Raw genomic sequence first — 15,813 nt, forward strand, 5'->3', positions numbered from 1 at the left:
ACTTACAGTTTTTCCTCGCAATGACTCTAATTCCCAACTGCCTTATCTATAATCTTCTCTGCTTCTACTCCGTTTAAATTTTCTTGATCATTCAAAATTAAATTAGCAATTTTTAGATCGTCGCCAATTTCTTCAGCTCGTCCTTTTAAGATTTTAGCTAAAAATTGTTCAGCAAGAGCATAGTAGGATATTCTATTAGGCGGTTTTGCAAAGCCGTGCCCTTCATCTTTATAAAGTGCATAAACTACCGGTATATGCTTTGCTTTCATTGCATTTACAATCTGATCGGATTCTGCTTGCACGACTCTTACATCATGAGCACCTTGGGCTATAAATAAAGGTTTCTTAATATTATCAACGAAATTAATCGGCGATCTTTGTCTTAAAAACTCTTTTTCTTCTTCAGTATCCCAAGGACCTATACGTGTTTTATATATACTCAATAATGGAGTTAAATATGGGGCTTTAGTTTGTACATGAGTTAGTAAATTAGACATACCAACAACATCAACACCGCAAGCAAATACATCAGGTGTCATAGTAAGACCAACTAGCGTTGCATATCCCCCATAACTTCCACCCATGATCCCTATTTTATCAGTTTCTGCTATATTATTCTTAATTGCCCAATTTACACCATCAATTAGATCAGTATGCATTTTACCGGCATATTCTAAATTTCCAGCATTAAGGAAATCTTTACCAAAGCCAGTAGAACCACGATAATTAATACTTAAAACTGCATAACCACGGTTAGCAAGCCATTGATGCTCCGGATCGTACCCCCAACTATCACGTGCCCATGGACCACCATGAACATTAATTATTAGCGGTACTTTCTTATCAGGTATATTATTTTCATCAAGTTTTACATCATTTGGGAAAGTTATATAGCTAACTAAATCAAGACCGTCCCGTGACTTAATGATTGCCGGTATCATTTTAGCAAGTTTATACTGCTCTAATTCTTTGCGATTAGTAAATAGGAATTCAGCTTTTTTATTAGTGCGATCATATTTATAATATTTCACTGGTGAATTATCGCTATTATAAGCTATAATCCAAGTTTTATCATCAAGCGTTCTACTATTAATAATTAAATCACCACGATCAAGATTTTGTAAATATTTGATATCATCTTCAATATCTTTATCTAATATTTTGTACGATACCATATCGTAATTTATTGATACTGCTTGCGGGGTCTGCTTGGTAGGATGTACGGCAAATAAACCAATATCGGCTTTTGAATCTTCTGCTAATATTTCAGCACTATCAGTAACTAAATTTATAGCTTTAAGGGCTGAGGTATTACGATCACGCCCCTCTAGCATATATAAAGTTTCACCACTAGCATCAAAACCAAGAATAGCGGTATTAAACGAATCTTCCATTGATATTTTGGTAAATAACTGAAGCTCTCCATCTTTTAATTCATAATATTCAACGGCACCATCTTTATCAAGTAAACTACCAAATCTTAAATTTAAATTTTCATCTGTTACAAAATTAGTAAATTTATCATTTTGATAAATCAGTTCTTTTTCTAAAGTATCTAGATTTAATTTATAAATGTCAAAATATTCAGGATTACGCTCATTGGAATCTATTAATATTTCATTTGGTCTTTTGTAGCTCAGCCCAACTAGACCAGCCTTTACTCCCTTTTCCGGAGTCAGTAACTTTGTCTCTTTTGTTTCTATATTATAACTATAAATTCGGTCATTTTCATCACCATTAAAATCTTGAGTGTATAAAATATTTTTATTATTATAAGCTTTAGCATAAGACCATATACCACGACCTTTATCGTGCGTTATCGGCTCTGCCTTAGTAATATCATCGCTTGGAGCTAACCAAATATTGAGCACTCCATCTTTCGGTGCAATATATAAAATATATTTACCATCATGAGTTAATGACACTCTTGCTTTGTCAGGATTACCGAACAAAACTTTACGAGGGATTATTTTGTTATCATCACCTGTTATGGTGGATTTATTTTGAAACATAAAAAAGACACCTATTATTAATATAGTGCCTATAATATAGAATAATTTGTTCATTACTAATAGTTTATTATTGTTATTTATATGTGTCACGTGGCTTGATTATTGTTCGGTGTCATCCCGTGGCTTGACCACGGGATCCAACATAAAGCGAGAGAAATCGAGCTTTTATATTTGTATTTTTTATTACTGGATCCCGTGGTCAAGCCACGGGATGACAGGTTCTAAGTGACAAAGTCACTACAAAACAGCGAAACTATACTTTCTCGATATTACTCAAAAACCAATCCACTTCCTTGGTATTAGCGTTACGGGTAAATGTCCATTCTTCTTTTAATTCCTCTATTTTGTCAACTACATTTTTACCTTGGAATAGTAACCTAATAAATATGTTGTTGCCAAATGTATAAATTTCAGAATATTTAGCGTTTAAAGCTGTTGAGTCGAAAAAATTACCATAAGAGTCAGATATTTTTTCAAATTCTTCTAAAAATCTTTTATCAACTAATTCAGCAAGCTCTTCTGTTTGGTTTTTATAAGCAGCTTCTATAATCATTTGAAAAGCGATTTTAGCATTGTTGATAAATTTAATAGGTTGAAATGCATTAAGACGTTTATGTACTGTTTCCATACCATCTACAACTGCCGTTATATTCTGTTCTACTATCAAATTTTTGAAAGCTTTAATATCTTGTGCAGTTGGCAGATCTTTTTCTTCATCATATGATTTAGTAGAACTATGAGTTACATCTTTAATAACCGGTTCACCAAAATAAGATTTTTGTTTAGCTGGATCATCATCCGAAGTAGCACCAAGCGTTGTAATTAGCTTATTAATAATAAAAAAAACAATACCAGCAAAAATTAGTAACTCGATTATTTGAGGAGACATTCTACTTACTCTAAAAGATTATCTTTTTATTTTAGTATAAAAAAACAATCTTTGAAAGTTATTTATGGAAATAAGGCTTAATTTTTATACTGGAAATATAAAAACATTAAGAAATAGTATGAGTATACTTATAGTTTAAAAAAATACTAAAAAGTAACTAAAGGCACTTGATTATTTTAATTACTGTTGATAGTATGTAAAACGTGAATGATGTTTAAACTCCATTATTGCAAAACAGCTTATTAAGCCTTTAGTGCAAACTTTATGCTAGGGGACTGTTGTACTAAGTATTTTTAAATACTTAGTACAATGGATAATTATTGTTTTCAATGATTGAGTTTATCCCCTAGCACCTGTTCCTATCTAAAATATATCTCTTTTAATAATTATATATTATTAGTATCCTTTAGTAACTGCTCTACCTTTAAGGCATTGTCAAATCCGTGGTCGTAATGAAATCTTATATCAGGTGAATATTTCATATTTATCTTGCTTGTTACGAAATTTCTGATAGCATTTTTGGAATTATTTAGGCTTTCGGTAATCTCTTGAGGCGTTAGTTTAGTGTTAAAAGGTAGAAAATAGCAGTTGGCTATTTTTAAATCAGCGGTAACTATAATTTTTGTTATTGTAAGAGGACAATCGTAAAGTCTAGGATCAAGCATTTTACCACGATGTAAAATCTCAATTAATGCTTCATTTATTATACTTGCTACTTTTTGCTGTCTATGAGAGTTTTCTGAGGTTAATTTTTTCATGGCTATTTTATAATATATAGTTCTGCAATATAATAGCAGGCTTTTGCTAAACAACCAAGCCCCAAAAATTTTGAAAATTTTGTTCTAAAAAAACCAGCAAATAAGGAAATAAAACTTCCCCAAAAAGGAAACGCCATTAGAAGAAGTATAAATAGCTCATATTTACAAAAAAGTTGTGTTAAATTTTTATGTCTCAAAATATTCTGTTCATTTTTAGAAGAGTAGAAAATATTTAAAGCACATTTACCAAAAATATAATTAACTATATTACCACCAAGAGAAGCACAAGTAGCTACTACAAACATTATAGAGTAACTATAGTTACCAAACATTTTCATAGAATGAAGAATTAATTCTCGTTGAAAACCGATGATTAAGTTTGAGACAAAACTATCAACAAATAATAAACTAAATGCTTCAAATCGTTCCATAAATACTGTAATGTATAAAACTAAATAAATATATTTAACACTAAATAAAAGCAATCAGCAATGAAAAAACAAATTATCTATCCTGATTTTATAGCACGTATTTTTTCTACGGCACTTGATTTATCGTTATTTGCTTTCATAGCAATCCCAATTCTACAATTTTGTTTCTTTTATCTAATGATTTTTTTCTACAATGATTATTTCCAGAGCTATAATATTGACTTACATAATCAAAGCGAGGTGCTTCAATCTGTTATGAGCCAAGAATTTTATGAATATCTTAAAGCAGGAAATTTTAATAAATATATTTTATTTAATGTTTCAATTTTACTAATTAATTTAACAGTGATAGGTTCATATTTTATAGGTTTTTGGTATTATAAAGGAGCGACGATTGGTAAAATATTTATGCGTATGAGAATAGTAGACGCAAGCGACTTTAACCGTCCGACCCTTAAACAGTTAATTAAACGATTCCTTGGATATATGACATTTCCAGTCGGTATTTTCTTTATACTTTTCTCTTCTCAGAAACAAGCATTACATGATAAAATAGCTGGAACTATCGTAATAAAGGCTTAATATGAACGATAATAATGAGATAGACCAGTTAATTTACCTATTTTCTAAGCTTCCTGGGCTTGGCAGTAGATCAGCAAGACGTATAGTATTATATTTATTGCAAGACAAGGATGTAAGACTAAAAACCCTTATCAATAATCTTATAGAAATAGATAAGAAAATAGTAAAATGTCAGGTTTGCAGTAATATGGATACTGAAAATATTTGCGGCATTTGTACATCTGAGTATCGAGATAAATCAGTTATCGCAATCGTTGAAACTGTTGCTGAATTATGGGCAATGGAGCGTAGTGGTAATTTCAAAGGGCTATACCATGTGCTTGGTCATAATTTATCAGCAGCTAGCAGACAAAACCCCAGTATTTTGAGGTTACCAGAACTACTTGACAGGTGCTTTAAAGAAAATATTAAAGAAGTGATTATCGCAACTAACTCTACTTTAGAGGGACAAACTACTGCTTATTTTATTACGGAATATCTAAAAGACCATCCTGCAAAAATCTCTCGCCTTGCTAGCGGCATACCTATCGGTGGTGAACTCGACTATTTAGACGAGGGAACTCTGTCTGCTGCTATTAACCTAAGGCAACCTTTTGAGTAGGTTAAAAAGCTTCATGAAATTCTAAATTATGCTCTCCAGCAAATTTCATTACATCTTTATGATTACCAAAATGATCAAAATTTATTAATAATTCACCTTGGGGATTAGTATATAATTTGTTTGTATATAGACGATTATCGCCATTAATTTTGATTTCAACAGCATTTTCCTTAAGAAATTTAACTCCATTATTTCCATGCTGTTTGTAAATTATACCTTTTTCTAACGCATTGATAAATTCATTATATTGAGTACTATCGCATTTTATATCTGTGCTAATTATTCCATAACAATCAAGTCCTTTATATTTACCTAAAGAAATAGCATCGTTTTTATTAATCTCTCTTTCTTTAATTACCCATTTGCTAATATTACTATTTGTATTATTAATAGCATGACGTAAATTAATCTCTTTTATTGATTGATAATACTTATGAGTATTTTGTATATCATTAATAAAGTCTTTTTCATATTTTTCATGTAATAATATACTATATTCTTGGATTTTTTCTTGATTGTTAATTAATTCAGTAGCACTAAGACCAATCTCTATAGCACTGTAGTTTTGAGGTTCAAGCAGTAATATTTCTTCAATTTTTTCTAGGGCTAATTTATATTGTTCATCTGCGACTAAACAGCTACTGACTTGAATCACTAAATCTATAGCATCTTCTTGTGATAACTCAAACTTACTTCTTAGTTCTTCTATATGAACTTCGCTTATATATTCGACAGGAGTTAATAAAAACCTAATTTTTTCTATATATGGAGTTACTATATTTTTAGGTATTTTTTTGGCAAATTGTGCCGCTAATTCATATTGTTTGGTATAAATAGCAGTTGTAAACGATAATACTGCGTAATCAATTATATTATTAATTTCAATTAATTCTTCTTTCAAGTTTTCATAATTTGAGATTCTTTCAGAATCATTATAGCTGTTAAATTTAGCAATATATTCAAAACAACGAAATTGACTTTTGCTTGTCGCAGGTAATTCATCCTGATTAATTGAATTTAGTTTTATAGTGCTAATCTCAGCTAAATCTAAACTTATTTCCATTAAAATTTTTAAATCTTTTGGGGAATTTTTTGTTAAATCCTTAGCTTTGTCTAACTTTTGTTGTGTTAAATAAATATTAAATAAGTTATAGAGAGCGTCTTTATCGTCAGGCTCGGTTTCTAAAAAATATAAAAGTTGTTTTTCAGCTAATGACAAATTTCCTATATTAAAATATGCTAATGATAAATTGAAACGACAAAAAATAATGCCAGACTCTTCCGGTATCACATTATTTTTTATAGTTAATAATTTAGGTTCAAGTAATGTTATTATTTCTTCGTCTTTTTCAAGCTCAAGCAATACATTAGTAATAGTGGCTAAAACATTAAAATCTTCTGTTATTGTATCTGCTAATTGTTTAATAATATCAAATTGAAATTCAGGCTTTACAAAATGTACAATTTCTATAATAAAATGAAACGCTGTTTTATATTTCTCTTGATCTATAGTATTTAATAAATTTAAAACTATATGCCCCGTCTTGAATATATCTACAGCTACTGCTTCCATTAATAAAATATTTTGTTCTATAGCAGCCAAATAAAAAAGGCTTTTTTTAGCAAGAAAGTTGTTGAAAATTTTATCTTTTAAGCAAGAAGAATTAGAAAAAGATTTACATTCAAAAAATATGACTGATTTAGAAAATTTATGTTCTAAATATGAGCCATCTTCACTAATTTCATAATCTATAAACAATTTATGGTTTTTAAGTTTTTCATAAGGGTAATTTTCTAATAAACATTTTAGAAAATTATTTTTCTGATTAGCTATTCTTGAAATAGCTAAATTAGTAAATTCTAAAGCTAATTCTGGAGTATTTAAGTTTTGGATTATTCTCAAATAATCCCTAACATCAATTTCTTTTAATATATATTTATATAATTCTATAAATTTATTTAGCAAATCGCTTTTAAATATTTGAGTTTTTTTAGTTTGATTAATAAGCGTAAAAAGTCTTTTTCTTGGGCAAGTCTAAAAGAATTTATCTTTCCTTTCATATTTTTTGACATTAAAATTTTTTGAACGTATAGTATATACTAATTTATTTTTTTGTAAAGATTTTATTAATATTTTTTAATAAAATCTAAAGTAACTTGACTGAAAGGTTAAAAAATATTAATAATTTATATAGTTCAAGTTTGGACTTTTATTAAATAAAATATGAGTAATATTATGCTAAGCAACAATGGTATAAGCAATTCAAATAAAAGTAAATTTATGGCTCCGCGACCAGAAGGAGTAAAACCTACCACCGTAGTAATTACATATTCTGTTTGCAATGGTAATTTAGAACAAACCATCAACACACTACAGGGGGGCGGCACAAGCGTACATTATATTATTGATCAAGATGAAAAACAGTATCAATATCATAATGATTTAACTGACAAAACTTTTTTTGCAGGTAAAAGTAGCTGGAAAGGAACAGATAGTGTTAATGATTTTGGTATCGGTATAATGCTTATTAACGATGCAAAAAGTGAATTTTCTACCATACAAATTTCTCAATTAAAAAATCTTCTTACTGACATACAAGAAAGATATCCAGAAATAGATCTAAAAACAAATTTAGTTGGTCTGGGTGAAATAACTGTAAACAGAGAGGTAAATAATCATATAGCTCCAGGCAAACTTTTCCCTTGGAAAGATTTGGCTGAATCTGATTTTGGTAGATATTTTGAAACTACAGATGAACAAAAAAGCAAAAAATTATTAACATCTGGCGATACAGGAGCAGAGGTTAAAGCTTTACAAGAAAATTTACAAGCATATGGTTACGGAGTACAATCTACTGGCATATTCGATAAATTCACTGCTCAAGCTGTTCAAGTATTTAATACACGTTATAATACTGGTTTACCGGATGAAGAACCGCCTATAAGCTATACTGAAGCAACTCAGCATGAGTTAGAATTATTAGGCGTATGATTAAGATAGACGAAGTTTTATTTGGAAAAGAGCAAGACGTTTTGATATTTTTAACCGCAGCGTATACTTAATACTTAAGGATTAAAAATGAAAAACAACGTAGCCAATTTTTCAAATTAAACGAGTCTACCCGCCGAATTGCTCTTTAATAATACGATCTTCTAAAGTATGGTTTTTATTAAAGAGCAGTTTGATAGATTTATCGTTAGTTGATTTGATAGTAACTGATTTTATATTACTAAATTCCTGAAAATCGGCAGTGGCGTTTACTGGTCTTTTATTTGTATTAAGTATTTCAAATTTAATGGAAGCCGAAGACGGTAATAATGCACCGTGCCACCTACGTGGTCTGAATGAACATATAGGAGTTAGGCATAACATATTTGACTCTAAGGGTAGAATATGACCACCAGCAGATAAATTATAGGCACTACTACCTGCTGGCGTTGCAACTAAAGCTCCATCTGCTACTAGCTCACTCATTCGCTCTACGCCGTTTACTTCAATTCTAAACTTAGCAGCTTGATTAGTTTTGCGGAATATTGATACTTCATTAATCGCAAGAGCTTCATATATTTGACTATCCACAGCTTCAGCTTGCATTAAAAGTGGATTAAGAATAGAGGCTGTACTTTCTTGCATATTTTGCAATATATTTTTAATATCTAAAGGATTCATCAGAAAGCCGAGACTACCTAAATTAATACCATAAAAAGGTATGTTTAAATGCATATAACGATGTATGTTATGCAGTAACTCCCCATCCCCGCCGGCTACCATGATTACATCCGCATCTTCCACGTCACAATAAGCATAAAGCTTTTTTATTTTCTCTATATTATCTGAAGATTTAGAACTTTGGTTATAAACTAATGCTATTTTATTTATATTCATTGTGAATTTCTTTTTTTAAGATAGACGCTTAAGCAATAATAAGTTATAAGAATAAATACATAAGTATAATAATTATAGAAATTAATATGTCATCATTCAATATCAAAAATCATAAAAATGATTTACTATTTATACCTCTTGGTGGTTCTAACGAAATAGGTATGAATTTTAATCTGTATCACTATAAAGGTAAATGGCTAATTATTGATTGTGGTAGCGGTTTTGCTGATGATTATTTACCAGGCGTTGATATGATGATTGCGGATAGCAGCTTCATTGAAAAACATAAAAAAGATATAGTTGGAATGATCATAACTCACGCTCATGAAGATCATTTGGGCGGAGTACAATATCTATGGAATAGCCTCAAATGTCCTATTTATACTACTACTTTCACGGCAAATTTCTTAAAAATTCGTTTAAATGAATATGATTTTGCTAAAAATATTAAAATTCATGAAGTAAAACTAGGAGGTAAAATAGATTTAGCTCCTTTTTCACTGGAAATGGTACCATTAACCCACTCAGCACCTGAGATGCAAGCAATTATGATCCGAACGGAAGCTGGTAATATTTTACATACAGGAGATTGGAAATTTGATAACGATCCGGTGCTAGGCAAAAAAGCCGATGAAGAGCTTTTAAAATCTTATGGGGACGAGGGAGTGCTTGCGTTAGTTTGCGATTCCACCAACGTCTTTAATAAAGGAAGTTCCGGCTCTGAGGGTGATGTTAGAAAAAGTTTAATAGATATTATAGCTGGCTGTCCACAAATGGTGGTAGTTTCAACTTTTGCCTCTAATCTAGCACGCCTTGATACCATAATTCACGCAGCTCAGCTTGCAGGTAGAAAAGTAGCCCTAACCGGTAGAAGCTTGCACCGAATTAAGCTTGCAGCCGAAGAAAGCGGCTATTTCAAAGATATTGCACCTTTAATTAGTGAACGTGATGTTAGTAGATTCAGAAGAGAAGAGCTATTAATAATTGCTACCGGCTGCCAAGGTGAGCCGCTAGCTGCTACTGCAAAACTAGCCTCTAACTCACATCCATCAATAAAGCTTGCTCCTAAAGATACTATGATTTTTTCTTCAAAAATTATCCCTGGTAATGAAAAGAAAATATTCAGGCTGTTTAATATATTTGTCAAATCCGGCGTGGAAGTTATCACTGAAAGAGATCATTTTGTACATGTATCAGGGCATCCATCTATCGACGAGCTGCAAAAAATGTATTCTTTAATTAAACCAAATATTGGTATACCTGTACATGGTGAGCCAGTACATATTCATGAGCATTTTAAACTTGCTAAGAAAAATGGCATAAAACAAGCAGTGGAAGTTGAGAATGGTAGCGTGGTGCTACTTGAGCCTAATAATGCTAAAGTGATTGCAAAAGTTGAAAGCGGTTATTTAGCTGTCGATGGTAACTATTTACTCCCTATAGAATCACCTATTTTTAAAGCTAGAAGACGTATGCGTGAGTCTGGTATAGTAATAGCCTCGATTGTAATTGATCAAAAAAATATGCTTGCTGCAAAGCCGATATTATCTATGCCAGGTTTACTTGACGCAAATGAAGATATGCAATTGATTAATATAATTAAAAATGACATCGCAGAGCTTATTAAGACGCAGCAGAGCCAAACTAAAAAAGTTTTATCTAATGAACAGATAGAAGAAAGAATAAAATCTACAATACGAAAAACTCTTAAACAAGAAATTAATAAATCCCCTGCAATAATAGTCAATATCGAAAAAACTATGGAGTAGTTTTTTCTTTGTCATCCTATGTGAGTCAAAAAACTTCATTGCAATGAGCTGCAAGCATTGTTACATAGATCGCTTATGTCATTCCTGTATGAGGCTTGCTTGCGTGGATACTAAGTCGTCATTACGAGCGAATGAAATGAGCGTGGCAATCCAGAAAAAATAATAAAAATGCTATAAGCTAGCATTTTTATACTGGATTGCGTACGTACAATTACTTCATAATTTCCTTAGCTCAGACGGAAAAACTAATCCACGCGGGCAATGCTTTTCCGCATAGGCGGGAATCTAGGAAAAAAAAGCATAAATACAGCAAATTTTTAAAATTAAAAGCTTAGGTTATCTCGCTTTATACTAGATTCCTGCTTTCGCAGGAATGACATCGGAGCCACGCAACAATGCCACCACCATGGAGCGGCAACTTAACTCACTATCTTATTACTGCCCATAACGTTATAGCCGCAATCTACATAATGAATTTCGCCGGTCACACCAGAAGCAAGCTCGCTAAATAAATATACAGCTGCTCCTGCTACGTCTTGCTGAAGAGTATTGCGTCTTAGTGGAGCAGTTGCCGCATGAGATTTAAGCATAGTATTAAAGTCACCGATAACGCTACCTGAAAGAGTCTTAATAGGACCTGCTGAAATAGCATTTACACGGATATTATTTTCACCCATATCATTTGCTAAATATCTAACACTCGCCTCTAATGCCGCTTTAGCTACTCCCATAACATTATAATTTGGTATAACTTTTTCAGCCCCATAATAACTTAATGTTACTATACTTCCGCCATCATTCATTAACTTTTCAGCTTCTCTTGCAAGTTCTACCAAGGAGTAACATGATATATGCAAACTATTATTGAAATTGCCAAGGCTAGTATCTATATAACGTCCTTTAAGTTCGTTTCTATCTGAAAAAGCCATGCCGTGAAGCAAGAAGTCAAAAGTTCCCCATTTTTCTTTTACTTCAGCAAATAAATCAGTAATTGACTTTGGATTTGTAACATCAAGCTCGCTAACAAAATTGCAACCAACTTCTTCAGCAAGAGGTTTAACTCTCTTTTCTAAGATTTCTGATTGATAAGTAAAGCAAAGTTCAGCACCATGTTTATGAGCAAGCTGTGCTATCGCCCATGATATAGACATATTATTTGCAATACCGGTAATTATACCCCTTTTCCCCTGTAATAATCCTGTAGTCATAATACTCCTGTATAAATATAAAACATCAAGTAGACGAAGTTCAACTTGGAAAAGAGTTTTCAAGTTCAACGAGTATACCTAAATATAACTTGCCTGGATGATAGCATGATGTATTATTTTGTAAATAAAATAATTTTGATGAAAAAATGTATAAACCGAAGATTAGCTGTTTATTATTAGGTCTATTAAGTGGCTTGGTTTTTGCTCCAACTTTCCTTGTTCCTGCTTTACTCACCTTATCTTATCTGTGTTATTTAGTACAAAAATCTAAAAGCTGGCAAGAAGCAGCAATACTAGGATACATATTCGGTTTTGGGCATTTCTTAAGCGGCATATATTGGATCAGCCTCGGCGTTAGCGTTTATATATCAGATTTCTGGTGGGCAATTCCTTTCGCATTATTTGGCTTACCTATAATTTTAGCTTTTTTCATATCTGCAAGTTGCGTGTTTAGTTTTTTTGTTAGAAATAACAACTATTATCATTTTATATTTTGCTTATATTGGGTGTTATTTGAGTGGGTAAGATCCTGGATATTTACCGGTCTTCCTTGGAATTTAATAGGTTATGCTTTTTCATTTTCAGATATTTTAATTCAACCTTTAAATATAATTGGAATATATGGGCTTAGTTTTATAGTAATATATATTTTTACTTCCTTTTACCCATTTTTTACCAAACAATTTAATCAGTTAAAAGTCTTATTACTGACTTCAAGCATGACCCTAGCCGTGATAATTACTTATGGCAGTGTAAGGCTACATAATCATCCTACAAATTTTACCGATATAAAAGTGCGTTTAGTACAACCATCAATCCCTCAAACCGATAAATGGAATGAAGAAGAATTTTGGCATAATTTAATGCTGCATATTAATTTATCCAAAAATTCAGAATCTATAGTCAATTCAGTTGGGCTTGGATACAATGAGCAAGGAACAAAGCCTATAGATAATAGGAGAGCGACGAGTGACGATGTAGACGAGCCTAAATCAATTGACTTAGTTATTTGGTCGGAGGCAGCCTTAGTAGTGCCTTATGACATACCGGCAGTTAAATCAGAATTGTTAGGACTGCTAAATTCAGTAGACGCTACTTTAATTACAGGCGGAATATCGGATAATAAAAAACGAATAGAAGAGTTTGAACTTTATACTGCTATGTATGCTCTTGAAAAAAACGGCAATAAGTTATTTGAATACCATAAATCTCATCTAGTGCCTTTTGGTGAGTATATGCCACTTAAAAAGATATTACCTTTTAAAAAGCTAACTCATGGCTTCATTGATTATACTGAAGGAAATGGCGGGCTTGTCTATCTTGACAAATACAATTTAAAAATAAAACCTTTGATTTGTTACGAATCTATTTTTCCCGATTTCGTTCGAACAAATAATGAGGCAGCCGATGTAATAATTAATGTTACAAATGATGCATGGTATGGTAAATCTAGTGGACCATACCAACATTTTTATATTAGCAAAAGTCGAGCTGTAGAAAACGGTTTGCCAATGATTAGAGTAGCAAATAATGGTATTTCTGCAATAATAGACCCCCTTGGTAGGGTAATAAAAAAATTAGATTTAAATGAAACAAATTATATTGATGGTTTAATTCCTAAAAAATTAGATTCTCCCACAATTTCTTCGAGATTTGGAAATATTACTATTCTGTTAATCATATTTTTGATATTTTTAGTTAATTATTTATTGGACAAAAAGCTTATTAAATCAAGGAATTAGTGTAATTGTATTAAATTTTTAATAAAGTTGCTTGATTAAATGTGTGCTGTGTGTACAATGTATATTCAAAGTTGAATATACATTGTAATAACCAATTTTTAATATTAAGCCTATTATTAATTATGAATACAATAAAACACATATAGCTTAATGCGATAAGGTAGTGACTTTTTCAAGAGCATAGTAAACCGCATCAAAAAAGTGCTCAAAATTAGAAACAGTTTTTCTTATTTCGTTCTTGATTTTAAACCAGTAATGCTCAATAGGATTTAAATCAGGAGAGTAAGTTGGTAAAAATAAAATACTGCAACCAACAGGTTCAATTAACGTTTTCACTTTTGTACTTTTATGAAAATTAATATTATCCATTACTACTATCTGACCAGGCTTTAACTCTTTGATCAATATCTCTTGTACATAAGTTTCAAAAATGTCCTTATTACATGTCCCATCAAATATTATTGGGGCAATAATATCTTTGGCAGACACCCCAGCAATCATACTAATCCGTGATTTATATTGATAGACCCTTTCACCATAACATCTTTGACCGATAATGCTCCACCCGTGTTCTCTACAGCTATTATCTTCTATCCCAGATTCATCGATAAATACTAAATCTTGTTTGTCTATAGTTTTTAGTTTCAATATAAACTCATTCCTTAGACCAACATCTCTTTTGGGATGAAGAAAAGTTTTTTTTATAACTATAACCTAATTTATTAAGCAATCTTGATATCGTACTTGCAGATACTTTTTGACTCCAGTTGTTAGCTAGTTCCATGGTGGTTTATCAAAATTTAATTCTATAAATTTTTTAAATCCCTCTATGTCTCTTATTATTCTACGATGTCCTGTATGATAACCACTTTTTGCTTTGATATCGCCGGTTTGTTTCTTTAATTTTTTCCATTCTATTATAGTCTTCCTACTAATAGAGTATATCTCAGAAGTCTCTTTTATTGTTTTACCATCTGTTAAACTTTTTATTACTCGTATTCTTAAATCGTATGAATATGCCTTTGCCATAAGTTTTTCATTTAGTATAATCTAACTCATACTCTAAGTCACTATCTTATCGCATTAAGCTATAGATAAATTCGCAAGTGAACGCTTAAAGCAACGTCGTATTGCAATAGGTCTTAGTCAAAAAGAACTCGGCGAAACTTTAGACATTAGTGCTATTCAAATAAAAAAATATGAAGAGGGAATAAGTACTATACCAGTAAGTAGATTATATGTTTTAGCAAAAGTTTTAAATACGCCGTTAAAGCATTTTTTCAACGCTTCTATTTCCGAAGAAGAAAAATTAAATATTGATGATAATATTTTTGATAATGAAACTTAATATTTATCTAACGAAATAGGCGGAAATCTCTTAAGTAACGTGACTGAAGAAGATGCGGAGTATGAATATAATATTCCTTTTAATAGAGAAGACTTAACTAGAACTTTAGAAAGAGAAATCCTATCATTAACTAGAGCGTTTACTAAAATACAGAATCCAGATGTTAGAAAAATAATCATTGAACTTGTTAGATCACTCGCTATTTGCGTATAAGTATTTTTACCCTGCATTGCTTATTGCAAGAAAGCGTTGTAATATGAATCGATTCTATTCCGTGATGGGGTTGTTACGTGGATACCAAGTCGTCATTGCGAATGAGCGAAGCGAATGTGGCAATCCAGGAAAAATAATAAAAAATACTATAAATTAGCATTTTTTAGCTGGATTGCGTACCTACAATTACTTCATAATTTCCTTAGCTCAGACGGAAAAAATGATTCACTAGGGTAATGCCACCACGGCATGACAAGGATTGAACTGAATCATCCAACAACATTAATTTTTTCTTGTAATAAGAGGGAAACAACCCACATAGGCAATAAATCTTTATCTATAATCTATATTATGCTAAAATGCTGTCTTTAATA

Annotated in this window: 14 protein-coding genes and 2 pseudogenes; 7 read left to right on the forward strand and 9 right to left on the reverse strand. The window is 31.3% G+C overall.

All coding sequences use genetic code 11. The features are described 5' to 3' along the window. Positions 1–26: 26 nt before the first annotated feature. The 5 genes and pseudogenes from ACICQC_RS08735 to ACICQC_RS08750 form a co-directional block, all read right to left on the reverse strand. Positions 27–2,066, reverse strand: a complete 2,040-nt coding sequence (locus ACICQC_RS08735; RefSeq protein ID WP_395477702.1) for a S9 family peptidase — start codon at positions 2,064–2,066, stop codon at positions 27–29. A gap of 44 nt (positions 2,067–2,110) precedes the next feature. Beyond that, a pseudogene (locus ACICQC_RS10270) lies at positions 2,111–2,233 on the reverse strand (palindromic element RPE4 domain-containing protein); the annotation flags it as partial. A 32-nt stretch (positions 2,234–2,265) separates the two neighbouring features. Continuing rightward, positions 2,266–2,901, reverse strand: a complete 636-nt coding sequence (locus ACICQC_RS08740) for a hypothetical protein (protein WP_395476717.1) — start codon at positions 2,899–2,901, stop codon at positions 2,266–2,268. Positions 2,902–3,287: 386 nt separating this feature from the next. Next, complete coding sequence (gene rbfA, locus ACICQC_RS08745) at positions 3,288–3,659, reverse strand: 30S ribosome-binding factor RbfA (RefSeq protein ID WP_395476718.1); 372 nt, start codon at positions 3,657–3,659, stop codon at positions 3,288–3,290. A 2-nt stretch (positions 3,660–3,661) separates the two neighbouring features. After that, positions 3,662–4,090: a DedA family protein gene (locus ACICQC_RS08750; RefSeq protein ID WP_395476719.1), complete on the reverse strand. Its 429-nt coding sequence runs from the start codon at positions 4,088–4,090 to the stop codon at positions 3,662–3,664. Between the two features lie 60 nt (positions 4,091–4,150). Here ACICQC_RS08750 and ACICQC_RS08755 point away from each other — a divergent pair, with 60 nt between their 5' ends. Next, positions 4,151–4,672 carry an RDD family protein gene (locus tag ACICQC_RS08755; protein WP_395476720.1) on the forward strand — a complete coding sequence of 174 codons (522 nt, stop codon included), beginning with the start codon at positions 4,151–4,153 and terminating at the stop codon, positions 4,670–4,672. Between the two features lies 1 nt (position 4,673). Then, entirely contained in the window at positions 4,674–5,273 is a 600-nt protein-coding gene (gene recR, locus ACICQC_RS08760; RefSeq protein ID WP_395476721.1) for a recombination mediator RecR, read from the forward strand. A 1-nt stretch (position 5,274) separates the two neighbouring features. Here the strand turns inward: recR and ACICQC_RS08765 are convergent, their stop codons facing one another. Beyond that, entirely contained in the window at positions 5,275–7,239 is a 1,965-nt protein-coding gene (locus ACICQC_RS08765; protein ID WP_395476722.1) for a tetratricopeptide repeat protein, read from the reverse strand. A 258-nt stretch (positions 7,240–7,497) separates the two neighbouring features. Between ACICQC_RS08765 and ACICQC_RS08770 the strand changes: the two genes are divergently transcribed. Beyond that, positions 7,498–8,265: an N-acetylmuramoyl-L-alanine amidase gene (locus ACICQC_RS08770; RefSeq protein ID WP_395476723.1), complete on the forward strand. Its 768-nt coding sequence runs from the start codon at positions 7,498–7,500 to the stop codon at positions 8,263–8,265. A gap of 126 nt (positions 8,266–8,391) precedes the next feature. On the opposite strand, the gene ACICQC_RS08775 is transcribed toward ACICQC_RS08770, so the two are convergent. Further along, positions 8,392–9,159 carry an NAD kinase gene (locus ACICQC_RS08775; RefSeq protein ID WP_395476724.1) on the reverse strand — a complete coding sequence of 256 codons (768 nt, stop codon included), beginning with the start codon at positions 9,157–9,159 and terminating at the stop codon, positions 8,392–8,394. A gap of 86 nt (positions 9,160–9,245) precedes the next feature. Here ACICQC_RS08775 and ACICQC_RS08780 point away from each other — a divergent pair, with 86 nt between their 5' ends. After that, positions 9,246–10,928, forward strand: coding sequence for a ribonuclease J (locus ACICQC_RS08780; protein ID WP_395476725.1), 1,683 nt, complete (start codon positions 9,246–9,248; stop codon positions 10,926–10,928). Positions 10,929–11,347: 419 nt separating this feature from the next. Here ACICQC_RS08780 and fabI read toward each other — a convergent pair whose 3' ends face one another. Further along, positions 11,348–12,136 carry an enoyl-ACP reductase FabI gene (gene fabI / locus ACICQC_RS08785; protein ID WP_395476726.1) on the reverse strand — a complete coding sequence of 263 codons (789 nt, stop codon included), beginning with the start codon at positions 12,134–12,136 and terminating at the stop codon, positions 11,348–11,350. A 146-nt stretch (positions 12,137–12,282) separates the two neighbouring features. Here fabI and lnt point away from each other — a divergent pair, with 146 nt between their 5' ends. Next, positions 12,283–13,878, forward strand: a complete 1,596-nt coding sequence (gene lnt / locus ACICQC_RS08790) for an apolipoprotein N-acyltransferase (RefSeq protein ID WP_395476728.1) — start codon at positions 12,283–12,285, stop codon at positions 13,876–13,878. Between the two features lie 147 nt (positions 13,879–14,025). Here the strand turns inward: lnt and ACICQC_RS08795 are convergent. Beyond that, positions 14,026–14,907: pseudogene (locus ACICQC_RS08795) on the reverse strand (IS630 family transposase). Between the two features lie 145 nt (positions 14,908–15,052). Between ACICQC_RS08795 and ACICQC_RS08800 the strand changes: the two are divergent. Then, complete coding sequence (locus ACICQC_RS08800) at positions 15,053–15,226, forward strand: hypothetical protein (protein WP_395477703.1); 174 nt, start codon at positions 15,053–15,055, stop codon at positions 15,224–15,226. Positions 15,227–15,265: 39 nt separating this feature from the next. After that, entirely contained in the window at positions 15,266–15,439 is a 174-nt protein-coding gene (locus ACICQC_RS08805; RefSeq protein ID WP_395476729.1) for a hypothetical protein, read from the forward strand. The last annotated feature ends 374 nt before the right edge of the window (positions 15,440–15,813 follow it).

Source organism: Rickettsia endosymbiont of Pantilius tunicatus (assembly GCF_964291875.1).
In the GTDB taxonomy this organism is placed as follows: Bacteria; Pseudomonadota; Alphaproteobacteria; order Rickettsiales; family Rickettsiaceae; genus Rickettsia.